This window comes from Legionella fairfieldensis ATCC 49588 (assembly GCF_000621525.1).
In the GTDB taxonomy this organism is placed as follows: domain Bacteria; phylum Pseudomonadota; class Gammaproteobacteria; order Legionellales; family Legionellaceae; genus Tatlockia; species Tatlockia fairfieldensis.
This window is the reverse complement of sequence record NZ_JHYC01000015.1, coordinates 62,488-81,098: the sequence shown is the minus strand read 5'-3', so window position 1 is coordinate 81,098 and position 18,611 is coordinate 62,488. Positions and strand designations below refer to the sequence as shown.

Genomic DNA, 18,611 nt, shown 5'->3' with positions numbered 1-18,611 from the left:
CCGCAGGAAATCAAGGGATTGGAATATGACATTGTGGTCACGTATAAGCTCTATGATCCGCGTTTGTTTCAGTTGATACAAGCGCGTTTAAAGGAAGTGGGGGATAACGAGCAGCCGATTCATCGTCCCAAGGCCGGGGCGAGTGATGACCGATTTAGTCTTTTTTTGAATGAATGTTATACGAGCTATATGCGCGGCACGCAAGTGCTTGTGATTTGTGAGCCTGAAGCACGGGCCGACAATCCGCTGCTTCAGAAAATCCTTCCTTTGACCAATCAAGGAGAACGCTTGAGTGATGCGTGTCTGGTGCGCGAGACCAGTGGCAACTGGGAGGAGCAAGTGCTGGAACATGCACGGTCAGGGAATATCCGTCTGGCCCGTTCTATTTTTACTGAAGCCCTGCACCGCAGGGCAGAGGATTTTGATGCTTTTGTTCGTCCTGCTGTCAAGGAGACAGTCCCGGCAATCCCGGTGCCTGAGCCTCGAATCGAATACGACACTGCTGAAAAATCACGAGAAAAAGGAAAGGCACCTGTTGCCTCAGTGCCTAAACAATCAGCGCCGTCACCGTCAGGCTCCGGACTTTTCTCCCCTGCTCCAAAGGTAAAGGGTTTATCGCAAGCCGATCAACAGGCTATTAATCTGGTGAATGATTTTACAGACAAGCGATTATTGATCATGTTTAAAAGTCTGAAGAAGGATTTTTGGACCAGCGCAAGCAGTCATCGAATTAAAGACCATTTAAACAACAATCAAGAAGCGCAAACCGTCTTTTTTGCCTGTCTGGTCAATCATTACGAACTGATCGATTTAGCCCCGTTAAACGCGTTTTTAACGTATAAACCCATTAAGAAAAATAAAAAATTATTGTCCAGACTTCAAATATTGGAGGATATTTTTACAGAATGCAGGCAAAAACCACTAGAATTTAAAATGAAGCGTTTGAAAAACAATGCCTCAATCGTTCACATTGCTGCCTATTTTAATAAACCAGAATGGATTAAGTGGCTGCATTCTTTTGGTGCCAACTTGAATTTACCTGCTTGTAAGGGCTACACACCTGCTTTTATTGCGGTACAAGAAAGACATATCGAGGTGTTTAGGACACTTATTAAGTTAGGGATTAATGTTAATCAACCCGAGGACTCAGGTAAAACACTGGCTTATGTGGTAGTAGAAAAAGAAGAGTGTGAGCCGTTTCTTAGGATTCTTAAAGAATCAGGAGCTGATTTCAATCAAGCTGATGAGAATGATTGGACACCTGTTTTGGTAGCTACGAAGAAAGGTTTTGTCTCGGTAGTTCGCACGCTAATCGAATTAGGGGCTAATGTAAATCAAGCTGATAAGGATGGTTGGTCACCTCTTTATGTTGCTACAAGGAACAGGAATGAGCCGATGCTTAGAACGCTATTTGAGTTAGGGGCTGATGTAAATCAAGCTGATAAGAATGGTTGGTCACCTCTTTATGTTGCTACAAGGGACAGGAATGAGCCGATGCTTAGAACGCTATTTGAGTTAGGGGCTGATGTAAATCAAGCTGATAAGAATGGTTGGTCACCTCTTTATGTTGCTACACTGGACAGGAATGAGCCGATTCTTAGAACGCTACTTGAGTTAGGGGCTGATGTAAATCAACCCGGCCCGGGTGGTTTGCCGCTTATTTATACTGCTGTAGTAAACGGGGATGAGCCAATATTTAAGACTCTTATAGACTTTGGAGCCAAGCTGGATGGAAATTTTTCATTAACTGCCGCAGAACTCATTGGATTTGGAAGAGAACGATCGGTAGAAATACAGGAAAAAATACACAAGACATTAGTCCGATCTGGAATGCAAGGAAAAAATGATAAATTTTGCCTTACGCTTATGGAAATTGCGGAAATAACGGGTATAGATGTTGCTAAAATTACGGGACATAATGAGGCGAAGAAGATTTTATCTGATTCACCAGACTCTTCTTCAGATAGAACCAGTTTTTTTAGGGTGAACGTGCCATTGCCGGCTCCTTCTAATAAGCCAGGAAATTCCTTTACTTCGTAAGATAGTTACTCAATTAAATATCCTCGATTTCTTTTGGTATTGAATCATGTATAATTTGCACTTTGCATACCAGTGAGTGGAACGATGGAAGATAATAAACAGAAAGCGCTAAGTGCAGCCCTTGCTCAAATTGAGCGTCAGTTTGGTAAAGGTTCAGTAATGCGTATGGGTGATAGCAATGCTGAACGTGATATTGAAGCAATTTCCACAGGGTCTTTGGGGCTTGATATTGCTTTAGGCATCGGTGGTTTGCCAAAGGGACGAATTGTTGAAATTTATGGTCCTGAGTCTTCCGGTAAAACAACATTGACTTTGCAAGTGATCGCCGAATGTCAAAAAGCAGGAGGTACTGCGGCTTTCGTTGATGCCGAACATGCCCTTGATCCTGGTTATGCAGCAAAATTGGGTGTAAATGTTGATGAACTGCTCGTTTCTCAGCCGGATACTGGAGAGCAAGCTTTGGAAATTACCGACATGCTTGTCCGCTCTGCTGCGGTTGATGTGATAATCATTGATTCAGTCGCTGCTCTCACACCAAAAGCAGAAATTGAAGGTGAAATGGGGGATACCCATGTCGGTTTGCAAGCCCGTTTGATGTCGCAGGCTTTGCGTAAATTAACGGCGAATATCAAGCGATCCAACACATTGGTTATTTTTATTAACCAGATTCGTATGAAAATCGGAGTCATGTTTGGTAATCCGGAAACTACAACGGGGGGTAACGCACTCAAGTTTTATTCATCGGTACGTCTTGATATACGGCGTGTTGGTGCAATTAAAAAAGGTGATGAAATTTTAGGTAGTGAAACCCGTGTAAAAGTAGTAAAAAATAAAGTAGCGCCGCCTTTTCGCACAACTGATTTTGATATTCTTTACAATGAGGGTATTTCTCGCGAGAGTGAAATTATTAATTTAGGTGCTCAATTGGGCCTGATTGAAAAATCCGGCGCCTGGTATTCTTACAAGCAAGAAAAAATTGGCCAGGGTAAAGAGAACGTTCGTCTTTATTTAAAAGAAAATCCCCAAATAGCATCGACTTTGGAACAACAAATCCGAGCAGAATTATTAGTTAAAAAACTGCCCATTGTCGAAACAACGGTCCTTGAGGAAGTGAATGAGTGAAGCGTTTAACTATGCGGTGCGCCTGCTTGCCAGGCGAGAACATAGTGCCTACGAATTGGCTACCAAATTATCAAAAAAAGGATATGGGCAGGAAGAAATTAATGAGGTAATGGCAACGTGTCAGCGTCTTGGTTTACAAGATGATGCGCGTTTTGTGGAGTTACTTTGTCGTACGCGTATTCATCAAGGTTATGGCCCTTTAAAGATCAGGCAGGAATTGCAGACCAGGAAAATTGATAATGAACTGATTGATAGTGCAATTGATCAGGAAAGAGAGAATTGGTTAGCTCATGCTTTGACTGTCTGGTATAAAAAATATAAACAAGACGATGTCTCTTTTCCTGAATTACAAAAACGCCAGCGTTTTTTACTATATCGAGGATTTCCTTCTGATATTATTGCCAATGTCATTAAGGAGCTTAAGGTAATTTGAGCAAATCAGCACGCTTTTTGGCTGTGAAACAGATTGAGGATGCATCCTGACACAAGCTCTGATGTTTTTATAGCCCTCACATTATATTTAACGGGAACCATTTAAAATTAGAATAGCATGAATAGTTCAGAAATTAGACAATCGTTTTTTGATTATTTTACCGCAAGAGGTCATCAACTGGTTGAATCAAGTTCTCTTGTGCCCGGCAATGATCCTACTTTATTATTTACCAATGCCGGGATGGTGCAGTTTAAAGAGAAATTTCTGGGTACAGAGCCTTCCTCTTATACTCGTGCAGTCAGCTCTCAACGCTGTGTTCGGGCTGGTGGAAAACATAATGATTTAGAAAATGTAGGGTATACGGCAAGACATCATACTTTTTTTGAAATGCTGGGAAACTTTAGCTTCGGCGACTATTTCAAGCGGGAGGCTATTCGTTATGCCTGGGAATTTTTAACAGTCGTTCTCAAATTACCGCCGGAGCGTTTATGGGTTACCGTCTATAAAGATGATGATGAAGCTGCGGATATCTGGCTCAAGGACTTGGGTGTTTCTGCCGAGCGATTTTCTCGCTGCGGAGAAAAAGATAATTTTTGGTCGATGGGCGATACGGGGCCTTGTGGTCCCTGTACTGAAATTTTTTATGATCATGGTTCTGAGATTGCAGGTGGTCCACCGGGCAGTCCCGATGCGGATGGTGACCGATATATTGAAATCTGGAATCTGGTGTTCATGCAATTTAACCGTGACAGGGAGGGGCATTTACATCCTTTGCCAAAACCTTCTGTTGATACGGGAATGGGGCTTGAACGTATTGCTGCGGTTGTACAAGGAGTACACAATAATTATGATATTGATCTCTTTCAATACTTGATTCAAGCTATCGATAAGCTTGCTACTGCCCCTCTTTCACCCGATAATCCTTCATTAAAAGTCATTGCCGATCATATTCGCGCCTGTTCTTTTTTAATTGCTGATAGCGTGTTGCCCAGTAATGAGGGCAGAGGCTATGTGTTGCGTCGTATTATTCGGCGCGCGGTTCGTCATGGCAATAAACTAGGCTTGCCTAATCCTTTTTTCTACCAATTAGTTGACCCGCTTATCGTGGTCATGGGAAAAGCTTATCCAGAGCTTGTCACTCATAAAGATCATATAAAGCGTGTTTTAACACAGGAAGAAAACCAATTTGCTCGAACCCTTGAACAGGGCTTACGTTTGTTGCAGGAGCAAATCCAATCGTTGCGGGGAAAAGAAATCGCTGGCGAAGTGGTTTTCAAGCTTTATGATACTTATGGTTTTCCTTTGGATTTGACGGCCGATATTGCGAGAGAGCAAGGATTTGTTATCGATAGGGAAGGGTTTGATCATTGCATGCAACAGCAACGGGAATTATCTCAATCAGCGAGCCAGTTTACAGCAGATTATGCTCTGTCTGCGCAACTGACCGAGAGCACTGAATTTCATGGTTATCAACAAGAAAGTTTGCACGCTAAAATTTTAACCCTATTAAGCGATAATAAAAAAGTGGATAAATTATCGAGGGGTGACAAGGGCGGTATTATTCTGGATCACAGTCCTTTTTATGCTGAAAGCGGGGGGCAAGTGGGTGATCGAGGTAAGCTGGTTGATGGGAAGACCGTTTTTCGTGTGGATGATACACAGCGGGTTGGTCAGGCAATTGTGCACTATGGAGAACTTATTGAGGGTGAACTTTTTCTTAATCAACAGATTAGTGCTTACATTGATGCAGAAAGACGAGATGCTATTCGTTTAAATCATACGGCTACTCATTTGCTCCATGCCGCATTAAAACATGTCGTGGGTACGCATGTTCAGCAAAAAGGTTCTTTAGTGGATGCTGAGCGCGCCCGATTTGATTTTTCTCATTTTGAAGCCTTATCCAAAGAGCAACTGAGAGAAATTGAAACCTTGGTCAATCATCAAATTCGCGCTAACCATGAAGTAATCACCACGATAATGAGTATTGATGACGCGAAAAAAAGCGGTGCGGTCGCTTTGTTTGGCGAAAAATACGGTGAATCAGTACGAGTCTTATCCTTGGGCGATTTTTCGAAAGAGCTTTGTGGTGGTACACATGCCTCTCGTACAGGAGATATTGGCCTGTTTAAAATTATAGCGGAATATGGTATTGCCAGCGGTATAAGACGGTTAGAAATAGTGACGGGAGCTTACGCGCTGGATTGGGTTAATCAGCAGTTGGATCGTTTGGATGAGGTCGCCGTAAAGCTTAAAACAACGCCGGCCACTGTGATTGATAAGTTGTCACAATTTTTGCATGAAACAAAGCAACGGGAAAAAGAATTAACACGATTAAGTACGAAATTAGCAAAACAGTCAGGTCATGATCTGCTGGCGGAGGTGCAGAAAATAAAACGTGTTAATCTATTGGTGAAACAATTGGATAACATGGACGGTCAGGCATTAAGAACAATGCTGGATCAGCTGAAATCGAGGTTGGAAAATGCAGTGATTATATTGTTTGCTATCGAACAGGACAAAATAAATGTGGTTGCAGGAGTGAGTAAAAGCCTTCTAGGCCGTGTGCCAACAGCTGCAACGTTAGTAAAACATCTTTGTGGCAAGGGTGGCGGGCGAGAGGACATGGCCCAAGGCGGAGGACGTGTTCCGGATGATCTGAAAGAAAAAATTTCGCAGATTCAGACAATGATCGCTGAGCACGCAGATTAACATTTAATGACGGGGCGCTGAAATGGCATTATTAGTGCAAAAATTCGGGGGAACCTCGCTTGCTACATTAGAGCATATTAATCATGCAGCTGACCTGGTAGCAAAGGCAAAACAGGCTGGTCATCAGGTAGTAGTTATCGTTTCTGCAATGAGCGGCGAGACTGACAGATTAATTAGTCTGGCAAATACTATAAGCGAGTGTCCGGATGAGCGAGAATATGCAGCCTTGGTGGCTACCGGGGAGCAGGTATCTATGGCGCTGATGGCCATGGCGTTGCTTAATCGCGGGATTCAGGCCCGCTCTTACACGGGTGGCCAGGCACGAATACAAACGTGTGACCAGTTTAAAAAAGCACGGATTCAGGCAATTGACACGAAGCCTGTCTTAAATGATCTTGAAAAAGGCCGGGTTGTCGTCATAGCTGGTTTTCAAGGGATCGATAAAAACGGCAACATTACCACACTAGGTCGAGGTGGTTCCGATACAACTGCTGTAGCTATTGCTGCTGCTTTAAAAGCGGATGAGTGTCAGATTTATACCGACGTAGACGGTGTCTATACTACTGATCCCAACATTGTACCGAATGCAAAGCGCCTGGACCAAATCTCTTTTGAAGAGATGCTCGAATTATCCAGTTTAGGAGCAAAAGTCTTACAAATTCGAGCCGTTGAATTTGCTGGTAAATATAATGTGCCACTACGAGTACTTTCTTCTTCAGAAGAAGGACCAGGAACGCTAATCACCTATCAGCAAAAAAATAGTATGGAAGCCCCTCAAATTACAGGTATTGCTTTTAGTCGTAATGAAGCCAAAATAACTTTATCAGGTCTCCCTGATGCTCCCGGTCTGGCTTCTCAAATCTTAAGTGAAATCAGTGCGATTGGGGTTAATGCGGATATGATTGTGCAACATATATCGGCACCGGGTAAAACTGATTTCACCTTTACAGTTCATCGAGATGAATTTCAGCTAACATTACAACATCTGAGCGAAGTGGGGAAAAATTTAAATGCTGAAGAGGTTATTGGTATCAATAGTCTGGCAAAATTATCCTTAGTGGGTGCTGGTTTGAAAAGCCATCCGGAAATTGCTTCTATTATGTTTAAAACACTCGCTTCGAAGAATATTAACATTCAACTTATTGCAACATCTGAAATTAAATTATCGGTGATAATTGATGCTGCTTTATTAGATGAAGGGGTGCGAGCTTTACATAATAGTTTTAATCTGGACAACGTTGGCTATGACGAATCTCGTGTAATTCCCGCAGCGAGAGTCGCTTCCTGACAGAAAGCTATTATGAAAACGATGATATCTTAAATTCTTCGGAAATTATTTGAATATGAAATCGAATAAAGGAAAATTTACAAATTTTTTTAATGAATTTAAGCAATTTGCCATGCGTGGTAATGTGGTGGATCTTGCTGTTGCAGTAGTTATCGGTGGAGCATTTGGCAAAATAGTATCTTCTCTTGTTGCCGGCATTATTATGCCTTTAATCGGACTTTTGTTAGGCGGAATAAACATTGCTGATAAGTCGCTTAAAATCGGTGATGCTATTGTGAAATGGGGATCATTTTTGCAATCTATTATTGATTTTACCATCATTGCTTTTTCTATTTTTGCTGCGGTTAAATTTATTAATTTGTTACAATTAAAAAAAGAAGAAAAAAAGGAAAATTTCAGTAAAGAAGAATTAATTCTCATGGAAATCAGGGATTTGTTAAAAGAGCAAATTAGTAAAAAATAGCTATTAATTTCTCTATTTGAATAAAAAATAACACTCCATTAGTTAATAATCTATAATTAATCAGAACATTAATTAAAGGAGTTATTCATGTTATCGTTTAAACTCAAAACAATCCTGGCTGCTGGCTTGCTCAGTGGTTTTGTATCCACCAGTTTTGCAGGCTGGAACTGGGATAGGAATGTCACTCATTGCAACGGAAATTATTGTGATCATCAGGTTGTTAAAAAACATTGTGATAACGGCAAATGCTGGGTTTGGAGAGAAAATAACAGTTGGAGACGATAAGAAAAAAATGGCCCTGTTATTTGCAGGGCTTTTCGTTAGACGTCTTCTCAACCTGCTTACAAGATGACCTTTTTTCTCGAAAAAGCGGGGGTGCGTTTGCCGGGTAAAATAACTCCTGTCAGATTTAAAGGATCTATAGCGGAGATTGTCATTAATTCCCGTTTTATATTGCCTTTTTTCTTAAAAGCTCTAAGAGAATCCACTGCATAGGGTAATGCGAACTGTTCGCCGGCAAATCCGTGGACAAAACGACCGCCTCTGATTTCTCCTCGTGCTTCCAGTTGACGAAAAACTGTAACTAATTCTCGCCAGCCGGGGCTATTTTTTTCTTTAGTGATAAGCTCACGAAAACAAACACCATAACGTTTTAGTAACAACCAGCAATAAGCTTCAATTTGACGGGAGGTATCTCCATTTTTGGGCCTGTGCAACAATGACCAGCGGCCCGTAGTCAATCTATATTGTGAACGTTGTCCTCGCCGGCCTGTACGACGATGAGGATCAATTAATGCCCGCAAATTATCAAACCCATCTGCCGTAATAAGTCCGGCAGACACTAATTCCCATAATGCCGATTCTACCTGTGTTTTAAGATGAGAAACACCTTGCACGATATCCATAAAAAAAGAGGCACCGTGTTTTTGTAAATAAGTATAAACGTCTTGAGCAGGATGGCTCAAAATGGATAACTCTTCCGCACTATAGGAATCATTAGTTATCCAGTTACAATCTTCTCGCACAAAAAAAGTAATAGGCGAAACACTGGTAGGGAAGATCCGTTTACACGGTGTTGCTATATCATCTAAACCAGAGACTAATGCAGGATGTCGGGATAAACGTCCCCAACCAACAGCACCTGTAAAACAGAGGCGATCCAGCCAATCTTTATTGTAATCTTTGACGCGTTTAGCAAAAATTTGCCGTTCCCAGGTATTGGCGGGAATTTCATAGCCTTGTAATTGAGTAATGATCTGAAGTAAGCCGTGCTCACCTCGTACTTGTGATTCAGGCGTTACATGTTGCCAAATTAATAACCAATCGACAAACTGTTGAGGGGTTACTGGTTCTATTTCCTTACGAAGTTTGGTTAAGGTTAATGAATGAATTCTGGCTAACAACCGTCTTTCACACCATTCAAGTTGATTGGTATTGGTGAGTCTGAAGTGACCCCGTAAAATTTGTCCGGTTGATTCCAATTTGATGAGTGCCTGTTCGATTTCATTGTCTGGTAAATACAGAAAATTAGCGAGTTCTTCTGTATTAACCGGTCCTAGATGTTGCAGCCAACCCTGAATTATCATACTGACTGCCTCTTCATGGGCAGGTTTTTGCTGAAGAATAGTGATGAAGTTTGTTTGAAAGTCAGCTTCAGGGTAAACGCTGTGAAATGTTTCCATCCTTTCGGCTGACAGCCAGAAAACCCTTCCATTATAAACAGCTTGTCCCGCTCGTTTATGACGTACTAACTCTTCAAAAAATAAGGGCCAGTCAGGGAAAGGTTTTTGATGAGCACTGAGTGAATTTTCGGCTGGTAAGGCAACCAGGGTTTGTAAAAGATCATGTAACTCATCAGCATTTCTTAGATCTGGCCACACTTGTTGCTGCACTTCGATAATTGCTGCTGGATCCAGACGTCCAATATCATGTAATAAAGAAGCTGGTAACATGCGCCGCATTTCGACAGCCCGTGTACGTCGCTCTTCTAGTGGGGCATCATCCAGAAACGCATAGGGGTTAGCATTTAGAATTTCGTGAGAAAATACTGATGGAGTAGGAGTATCTACCGCTATACATTGAATTGATTGTTGGTTTATTTGCTTTAAAAGTTGTATTAGACCCTCCAGATCAAGGGCTTCTGTTAAACAATCTTTTAATGTTTCATGAATGAGAGGATGATCAGGCGGTTCAATGTCTTGTCCCGCCAAATTGTCCTGGCAGGCTGCTGCATCAGGGAAAACCGCTGCCAATAGATCATCAGCAAGCATTCTTAATAGATTGGGAGGTACTTTGCGTCCGTTGCGAAAACGAACCAAAGCTAGCGATCGCGTGGCCACCCAGCGCCAGCGTGTGGTGAAAAGAGGGGACTGCAAGACAGCTTGAGTTAAAACGTCTGTAATTGTATTGGGATGGAGAAAATAAAAAACATCGGATAAAGGAAAGCTGTGTTGTTCGGCCAGCGAAATAACAAGACCATTATCAGTGGCTGCCGCTTGCAATTCAAAATTAAAGGAACGACAAAATCGCTTTCTTAAAGCCAATCCCCAGGCTTTATTAATCTGAGCACCAAAGGGAGAATGGATGATGAGTTGCATTCCTCCTGATTCATCAAAAAAACGTTCAGCGATAATTGTATTCTGGGTGGGAACGGCTCCTAATACAGCACGGCCTGCCAGGATGTAATCCACAAATTGCTCTGCGCCGTAATGATTAAGACCGCAATGTTGTTTAAGCCAGGTTATTGCTGATAATTTGGAGTTTTCATCCCCCAGGTTAGTCGCGGATAATCGTTCATTGACTTTTTGACGTACAGTAGAAACTTGTAAAGAAAGCTCTCTGGTTCTTGCAGGGGCTTCTCCTAACCAGAAGGGAACACTGGGCGGGGCGCCATGAGCATCTTCTACCCATACCCGTCCTTTACTACTTTCAATCCGTTTAATTTTCCAGGAGGTGTTTCCTAATAAAATAATATCGCCACGGTTGCTTTCTACTGCAAAATCTTCATCAAGCGTGCCTACTATGGTACCATTGGGTTCTGCTATGACAGTGAACAAACCATTTTCAGGGATTGCACCACCACTCGTAATCGCTGTCAGTCGGCTGCCGCGTCTTGCTTTAACAACACCATTGACCTGATCCCGAAAAAGGTAAGTCCCATAACGACCGCGCGAACCAGCAATACCCTCGGAGAGCATGGATAACAGACTATTGAACGTTTCGCGTGATAATTCTTTGTAGGAAAAAGCTTTTTTTATTAAGGCAAATAATTCATCTTCAGGCCAATCATTGGTTGCGCAGGTTGCTACCAACTGCTGAGCCAAAATATCGAGAGGCTCTTTGGGGATAACCAGTTGGTCAAGATCCCCGGTACGAATCGCATAAACCAATGCAGCGCATTCCACTAATTCGTCTCGCGTAGTTGCAAAAAAAATGCCTTTTGAAATGGCTCCCTGCCAGTGGCCAGCGCGTCCTATGCGTTGTAGTGCTGTGGCAATAGCTCTGGGTGTGCCAAGCTGGCAAACTAAATCAACAGTGCCAATATCAATACCCAACTCCAGCGAGGCCGTTGCAACCAGTATTTTTAATTGACCATTCTTTAATTTTTGTTCAGCACTTAAGCGAAGTTTACGCGATAAACTGCCGTGATGGGCTGCAACCAGTTCTTTACTTAATCGTTCGGATAAATGATGGGCGGCGCGCTCAGCCAGGCGTCTTGTATTGGCAAAAACAAGAATGGAGCGATTTTCTTTTGTTAACGCGGCGATATGCTCATAAATTTCACTCCACATCTCATTCGTTGCAACCGCCGATAATTCGCTTTGAGGTACTTCAATTTTAAGCGCCATATGGCGAGCATGACCAATATCGATAATAACAGGGGGTGTTGGATTAGCCCTTTTTAAAAAATCGGCTACTAATGAAAGGGGTTTTTGGGTGGCTGATAAACCGATACGCATAGGTTTTTGATAAGTAATTGCTTCGAGGCGCTCAAGAGATAAAGACAAATGAGTCCCTCGTTTAGTACTGGCAATGGCATGAATTTCATCGATAATCACAGTTTTGATGTCTCTGAGGATAGCGCGACTTTTTTCAGCAGTCAGTAAAAGGTAAAAAGATTCCGGAGTCGTTACTAAAATATGAGGCGGTTTTTTTAACATCGCCAGCCTTTCACGGGCAAGTGTATCCCCTGTTCTTACAGCAACTTGAATGTCCTGCATAATAAACCCGCGTTCTTTACCAAGCGTTACTATATCGCTCAAGGGGCCTAGCAGGTTTTTTTGTACGTCGTTGGTTAATGCTTTTAAAGGAGAAATATAAATCACCTGGGTTTGAGCTGCCAACTCTCCGGCTATGGATTGACGGACCAGTTGATCAATGCAAATTAAAAAAGCCGCCAGTGTTTTGCCTGAGCCAGTAGGGGCAGAAATTAAGGTAGTATGTCCAGCTTGAATAAAAGGCCAGCTCTGTTTTTGTGGCTCAGTGGGTAAGGTAAATTGCCTGACAAACCAATCACGAACAAGAGGATGCGCCCATTCCAGGCTGTTGGAAATCATTGCAGTCATAGTTAAATTATATGCGAAAATTACATACTATGTTCAATGAGTCTATGATCTTTACAGGGTAAACGCATCTGAAACTAGTTGATTATAACTGTCCTCAAAGTATTATTTAATAAAATTATGGATAATAATTGATCAAATTGTTATAATAAACAACTTTAATCTATTTTTCAGGTGAATTATGCCAAAAAATTACCCATTTGTTGACCCCAGAATTTCAGTAAAAAAAGGCCTGCGAAAGGTTAAATCAATTTATTCTGATGAGAAACAAGGAAAAATTTTTAAAACGTCTGATATCAGATCTCAACAGATCAATCGAGTAAAAATAAATTACGAGGCAATAAAATTTGATGAGATCAGTGAGAGTGAAATTAAAGTCACTTACTCACAAGATATTAATCCGGTAAAAATCGCGGCACGTTTACGGGAAAAATTAAGCTTTTATAGACATAAGAATTTTATTGAGTTTCTCCTGGTGACAGTCGATAAGGGAACAGTATTTATACGAGTCAAAAACGGTAAAGTCTTACCCCCAAAGACATCCTTAATGGATTTTCTTGAACCTTTTATAAATGCATGCCATACGAAATTATCAGAAATAGATTTAAGTCAAATTCAATTTAAGAAAATTGCTCCGAACCAGGTGGAGGTAGTAGAGCAGGGAGATCGTTCCTTCAAGCCTTTATCAGAGCTACTGCGTAGCAGGGTCAGAAAAGATGGGAAGTTTACCCTAAGCATCGTTAAAGGAGTTATTACCGTCAAACCTAATCAAGATCAATGTTTACCCGCTGATTTTGATGTTTTAGATTGTTTATATTCATTTTGTCAATCTGACCAATCCATCTTACCTAAAGAGTCGAGCATGACAAGCTGCGCTTCATCGAAAGAGGTTAAGATAATTGAGCGAGACAGGGCTGCTTTGAAGGGTAATGCCAATGCAAGTATTGAAAGTCTGGAAACTGCTCTTTTTTGCGACTCCAATGATTTTCAATCCGATTTTTTTCTGGAGAAACCTATTGAGGATATACAGGCGTTAAATAATTATCTGGTGAATTTAATTGCAGATCCTCTATCAAAGAAAGAGCCGAATCAGCAGGTTTTACAGAAGACAGGTATTGTATCCACCCCTACCAATAGTGGGAGAAGTATAACTTTCAGCCCCTCTTTTTTTGAAGATCAAGGGCAAGAAAAGATTAAAAGAAAACGCAAGGCTGATGCTGAACCTGAATATTCTCATGGATTTTTCCCACAATCAGCTTCATTTAGATCCAGTTTGGTTCCCAGTCAAGGGAAGAAAAATAAAAACTCGAATCAGAGGGTTAATTTATCCAAATACTTCATGGTTTGATATCTCTCTCGTTTGAATTGGATAAATTGGGTGATCCAGGAGGATAGGTTGCGAAATGACGTTGATAATAACTTGACTCAAAGTACGTTATTTCGTACTCTTGGCTTCTTATTTATTGCATTGCTTCATTGATGCCATAATTGTGTTTTCATGTGAATTTGCTATGAATTGACTTTAGGATGACGAGTGAAACTGGTCGCTATATTAAGTACTTATAATGGTGAAACTTATTTAGGAGCGCAACTCGATAGCATTCTTCAACAGACTTTACCCTGCGATCTTATTTTAATTCGTGATGATGGTTCCACGGATAATACCTTACAAATATTAACTGCTTATAAAGCCGCGCACCCGCAAATTCAATTGATGGATAGTCATCAGGGTAACCTGGGAATTCATCGTAGTTATTCGCTTTTACTTCAGCAGGCGAATGCTTTAAATGCTGAGTATGTTTTATTTGCTGATCAGGATGATGTTTGGCTACCACAAAAAATTGAGAGCTTAATGCAAGAAATATCATTTCTTGACCCCTTAAAACCCGCTTTGATTTTTTCTGATGCCAGGGTTGTTAATAAAAATTTAGAGCCTTTAGCGGCGTCTTTTATTCAATTACAGCGTCTTGATCCTCATAAAGCAGGGATACTCAAGGCATTGTTGTTTTGCTCCCCTGCTTTAGGTTGTTGCATGCTATTTAATAGAGCGCTGTTAAAATTGGTTTTACCGATGAAGGAAAAATACCCTAATCCGGATAAATGGGTATTATTAATTGCTGCCACTGCTCAAAGTCAGGTCAGGTATGTCCCTGAAATAACCTGTCTTTACAGGCAACATACCAGAAATGTAGCTGGGGCTTGCGGTGGAATACGACGTTCTTTATTTTCCTTGCAAAATATAAAATTTTTAAAACATCGTTATCAAACGGCTGTAGATGAAGCAAGGATTCTCATAAAGCAAATACCGGAATTATCTCAAAAAGATCAACGATTACTTGAGCAATTTGTTGACTTGTTTACAGGAAATTATATAAAAAGACTTCATTATTATTTTAAATTCTGGCTAACGCCTCCTCATCGAAATAGAAAAATGGGCTTATTTTTAAGCTTATTCTTTCGATATCATTGATTATATTATTTTGAGTTGTTTCCGTGCAAACGGGAATCTATTTTCAACTTACTTCATTACTTTGCTTGAGAGAAGATCCTCCCAACTTTTTCGGGGATGACATCAATAAAAAATCACAGGAAGTCAAATAATTTCAAATAAATCAATTATCCGTTGGATCTCTCAGGAACAAGCCACGGCACGTGGGGCTTTGCAAGGGGTCAAGTAAAACTTAAGGCTAATTGAAAGAGTTGGCATCCCTAGAGACCATTGGTGGCCTATTTTCGTCATAAAGGGAGACTTATGTAAATTACTTATTGCTTTGAATTATATGGCGCATTAACAAATTGCTGTTTTCCAGTTCATGAGAAATAACAAACCCGCAAGTTTGATAGATTTGAATCGCTTTTAAGTTATTTGACTTGACTTCCAGATAAAGAGTTTGAATTGGCAATAAATCCTGACAAAATTGAATCATCCCTTCACAAGCTGTTTTCATGTAACGTTGGCCTGCAAAAAGTGGATTTACCAGAAATCGGCCAAACTCACCTTCTTTAGTTTGTTGGTTAATATTATAAACAGAAACTTGTCCTACTTTTTCGTCCTCTTCATTACGAACAATAAATAGTAAATCATTATCTTTTTTCTGGTAATTTTCAAACCACTGATAGTGGGTTGCTGGCTCAATAGTTTGAGAGTCATTAAACCATTCTTTGTAAGCGTTACGCCATGCAAGTGTATCTTGCAAATCATCCAAAGCAATTAATTGCAAGTTAATTTTTTTGTAATAATAAGGTTGATAATTTTTCATGAGACCGTTGCTTCCTGACGTAAGGCATGAGAAAACTCCGTATAGGCTTGCCATACTTCAGAGGTTGGACCATCCATCATGATGCGACCTTGATGTAACCAAAGAGTGCGGGCACAGAAATTTTTTAACAAATCAGGTGTATGAGTAGCCAATACTAAAATTTGCCCTTTTTGCATGAAAGTTTCCATGCGTTTAGCTGCTTTTTGCGTAAATGAAATATCTCCCGCACCAATAACCTCGTCAAGCAGCAGTATTTCGGGAATGATTGCTGTTGAAATGGCGAAAGCTAAACGAATAAACATGCCAGCAGAATAAGTACGTACGGGGTAATCAAGAAATTTTCCCAATTCAGTAAAGTCTGCAATTTCTTGAATTTTTTCTTTGATTTCCTGGGATGACATACCTAATAGTTTGGCGCGAATTCGAATGTTACTCCATCCATTCATGTCCATTTCAAAACCCGTGGCAAATTCAAACAATGGACATACTCTACCTTCCACATGACAAATACCACTACTCGGATGATAAATTTTTGCCATCATTTTTAATAAAGTACTTTTCCCGGCACCATTTAATCCGATTAAACCAACGCGCTCACCTTGTCTGATTTGAAGATTGATATTTGACAGAGCGAGGAAACCTTGTTCTTTATTTTTTGCAAGAAAATCTAAAAGTCTTGTCGAGTGGCTTTGGTAACGAATGCTCGCATCTTTAATGATAATTTCTGTTTCTTTTTTCATAACCAGTACGCCACTTTTCTATCACATTTTAAAGTAGTGTAGATGGCGACAATCCACGCCAAAACACCGTAACAAATTGCTGCCTTGTAAACAAAGGGTTCAGCGCTATGCCCACTCAGCAAAGGGGATCTTAATATCTCTATTAAATAATACAAAGGGTTGTAATTATAAACGAAATCCAATCCTCGTTCCTTAAGCATATCCGTCGTAAAAATAATGGGTGTCACATAGAACAATATGAGAAATAAACTACTAAGGGCCGGTGCCAGATCTCTTATTTTTGTACCCAAATAAGAAAAAATTACCAGGTGCGCCATGCTTATCATAATTAATAAAAAAAGACCGAGGAGCACCCAGCCTGCTCCATTGATTATTGGAATATTTTGAATAAGAGCGACACAAAAATAAATAAAAAGACCTATAAAAAAATTGATAAGTGCTGATAAGAAGAAGCGCAAAAGATAAATTTGTTTTGGGAAGGGGAACTGTTTGACATAACCTTCAGATACAATAAAGGCTTGGCATCCCTGAACTATTGTTGTAGAAAGAAACGTCCAAATGACTAATCCTGCGATTAATTGGGGGAAAAATTGGGATAAATCCTGATGGAACAGATGACCATAAATGTAGCCAATTCCAGCAGCCATAAGACCCAAATTAATAAAAGCCCAGGCCATACCTAAACGAGAACGCTTGAATTGATTGCGGACATCCTGAAATCCCATATGCATCCAGACACGCCAGGATTTAATTGCATAAAGAACTTCATTCATTATTTTTCTTTTTTCGGAAATATAAATTTTTTCTGCGTAGTTACTCATGACTCAAAGCCTTGATTATTTTTTTACAGGTGAAAAGAATGCCGTGATAACGGGCATAACTACCCACACGCCTTATTTTATAAAATAGGGATAAAACCACTTGCGCTATTTTATCGTATGAACTGTAAAAAACCATGGTACCAACAGGTTTTTTATTGACGGGAAGTTTATCAAAAAGTTCTTGCCACGCGGGTACCAGATTTTGATGCTGGTAATTGGTAAAAATGTCCTTGTAGGCCATAGAGCTAATGTGTCTTCTCAAATTGACATTTTCAATTAAATTTTTTAGCGCATGGTACCATGCTTCTGTGGTTTGTTGTACCAATATTCCTGTTTCCTGATTCTGAATACAATCAGAGTAGGGGGGCTGGTCGGTATAAATACCTGCTATTCCACAGGCTCCATATTCTCTGTATTTTAAGTTGCTTTTTGCCCGATTTGATAATAAATCCGCAACGGGCGCTAATCCAATATCAAATCCCATACGGTACTGCTCTTTAATAAAATCATCATAAGGGTAAAAATTTTCATCAAAATAGATATTGTTGAGCGTTTTCAATGCTTCTGGAATATAACCATAAAAATGAATACTGATTTTTTCCTGATAGTCTTCAGAAATTTTCTTTAAAGCTGGAATAACGCATGAAAAATCCTGACAACGATATTGGCTTCCTGAATAAAGAATTTTTATTTTATCCGAGGAAGGTGCTTTCTGAATATTTTTAAGAAGATCAAAACTAAATGCGGCTTTCATGTGAATAGTATTTTTTTGATATTGCTTCACATAATTTTTTAATTGTTCTGAACCCGTGACAACACAATAAGCATGTTCCACAAAATCAGTTAACGTTTTTAAAACTGAAGGGTGCTGATGATAGTTTGCCAGTGGATTATTTCCCTTTATTTCCCAAAAATTATCATCAAGATAGTAAAGATATTTTATATTGAAACGTATCAGGGATTTCAGCAATGGCTGTAAACTTGGACTACATAATCGCATAAATAACAAAATATAGTGACCAGAAAACACGTCTTTTATAGAAAGGGTGTTTTCTGTGACTATTTTTAGTTCATAATGGGGTAAGTAATGAAGTGTTCTCGTAATAATATCGACTGTTGGCATTTTTCCTGGAATGACAATCAATAATTTTTTTAACGCAGAACAATTCATTA

The 18,611-nt window shown here is 40.2% G+C and carries 14 protein-coding genes; 9 read left to right on the top strand and 5 right to left on the bottom strand.

Annotated features, from left to right (window positions below; genetic code table 11):
- The 7 genes from T345_RS13650 to T345_RS0105325 form a co-directional block, all read left to right on the top strand.
- On the top strand, positions 1-2,040 hold a 2,040-nt coding region (locus tag T345_RS13650; RefSeq protein WP_035918198.1), incomplete at its 5' end, for an ankyrin repeat domain-containing protein.
- An 84-nt stretch (positions 2,041-2,124) separates the two neighbouring features.
- Positions 2,125-3,162 carry a recombinase RecA gene (gene recA / locus T345_RS0105350; RefSeq protein ID WP_028388436.1) on the top strand — a complete coding sequence of 346 codons (1,038 nt, stop codon included), beginning with the start codon at positions 2,125-2,127 and terminating at the stop codon, positions 3,160-3,162.
- On the top strand, positions 3,155-3,595 hold the full coding sequence (gene recX, locus T345_RS0105345; protein WP_028388435.1) for a recombination regulator RecX: 441 nt from the start codon (positions 3,155-3,157) through the stop codon (positions 3,593-3,595). Before recA ends, recX begins: the two co-directional genes overlap by 8 nt.
- Before the next feature lie 117 nt (positions 3,596-3,712).
- Positions 3,713-6,304, top strand: a complete 2,592-nt coding sequence (gene alaS, locus T345_RS0105340; RefSeq protein ID WP_028388434.1) for an alanine--tRNA ligase — start codon at positions 3,713-3,715, stop codon at positions 6,302-6,304.
- A gap of 22 nt (positions 6,305-6,326) precedes the next feature.
- On the top strand, positions 6,327-7,592 hold the full coding sequence (locus T345_RS0105335; protein ID WP_028388433.1) for an aspartate kinase: 1,266 nt from the start codon (positions 6,327-6,329) through the stop codon (positions 7,590-7,592).
- 55 nt (positions 7,593-7,647) lie between these two features.
- Positions 7,648-8,055 (top strand): large conductance mechanosensitive channel protein MscL, encoded by a 408-nt coding sequence (gene mscL / locus T345_RS0105330; RefSeq protein ID WP_051555146.1) that lies wholly within the window; start codon positions 7,648-7,650, stop codon positions 8,053-8,055.
- Positions 8,056-8,142: 87 nt separating this feature from the next.
- A complete protein-coding gene (locus T345_RS0105325; RefSeq protein ID WP_084273746.1) occupies positions 8,143-8,340 on the top strand; it encodes a hypothetical protein in 198 nt (65 codons plus the stop codon).
- A gap of 56 nt (positions 8,341-8,396) precedes the next feature.
- On the opposite strand, the gene T345_RS0105320 is transcribed toward T345_RS0105325, so the two are convergent.
- Positions 8,397-12,620 carry a DEAD/DEAH box helicase gene (locus T345_RS0105320; RefSeq protein WP_028388430.1) on the bottom strand — a complete coding sequence of 1,408 codons (4,224 nt, stop codon included), beginning with the start codon at positions 12,618-12,620 and terminating at the stop codon, positions 8,397-8,399.
- A gap of 178 nt (positions 12,621-12,798) precedes the next feature.
- On the opposite strand from T345_RS0105320, the gene T345_RS0105315 reads away from it, so the two are divergent.
- Positions 12,799-13,965 (top strand): hypothetical protein, encoded by a 1,167-nt coding sequence (locus T345_RS0105315; RefSeq protein WP_028388429.1) that lies wholly within the window; start codon positions 12,799-12,801, stop codon positions 13,963-13,965.
- A gap of 186 nt (positions 13,966-14,151) precedes the next feature.
- Positions 14,152-15,087, top strand: a complete 936-nt coding sequence (locus tag T345_RS0105310) for a glycosyltransferase family 2 protein (RefSeq protein WP_028388428.1) — start codon at positions 14,152-14,154, stop codon at positions 15,085-15,087.
- 289 nt (positions 15,088-15,376) lie between these two features.
- Here T345_RS0105310 and T345_RS0105305 read toward each other — a convergent pair whose 3' ends face one another.
- The 4 genes from T345_RS0105305 to T345_RS0105290 are packed head-to-tail and all read right to left on the bottom strand — an operon-like array spanning position 15,377 to position 18,609.
- On the bottom strand, positions 15,377-15,877 hold the full coding sequence (locus T345_RS0105305; RefSeq protein WP_028388427.1) for a GNAT family N-acetyltransferase: 501 nt from the start codon (positions 15,875-15,877) through the stop codon (positions 15,377-15,379).
- Positions 15,874-16,617 carry an ABC transporter ATP-binding protein gene (locus tag T345_RS0105300; RefSeq protein WP_035918195.1) on the bottom strand — a complete coding sequence of 248 codons (744 nt, stop codon included), beginning with the start codon at positions 16,615-16,617 and terminating at the stop codon, positions 15,874-15,876. Before T345_RS0105300 ends, T345_RS0105305 begins: the two co-directional genes overlap by 4 nt.
- Positions 16,614-17,438: an ABC transporter permease gene (locus T345_RS0105295; RefSeq protein ID WP_051555145.1), complete on the bottom strand. Its 825-nt coding sequence runs from the start codon at positions 17,436-17,438 to the stop codon at positions 16,614-16,616. The genes T345_RS0105300 and T345_RS0105295 overlap by 4 nt, the downstream gene beginning before the upstream one ends.
- Positions 17,431-18,609 (bottom strand): glycosyltransferase family protein, encoded by a 1,179-nt coding sequence (locus T345_RS0105290; protein WP_028388424.1) that lies wholly within the window; start codon positions 18,607-18,609, stop codon positions 17,431-17,433. Before T345_RS0105290 ends, T345_RS0105295 begins: the two co-directional genes overlap by 8 nt.
- Positions 18,610-18,611 lie beyond the last annotated feature (2 nt).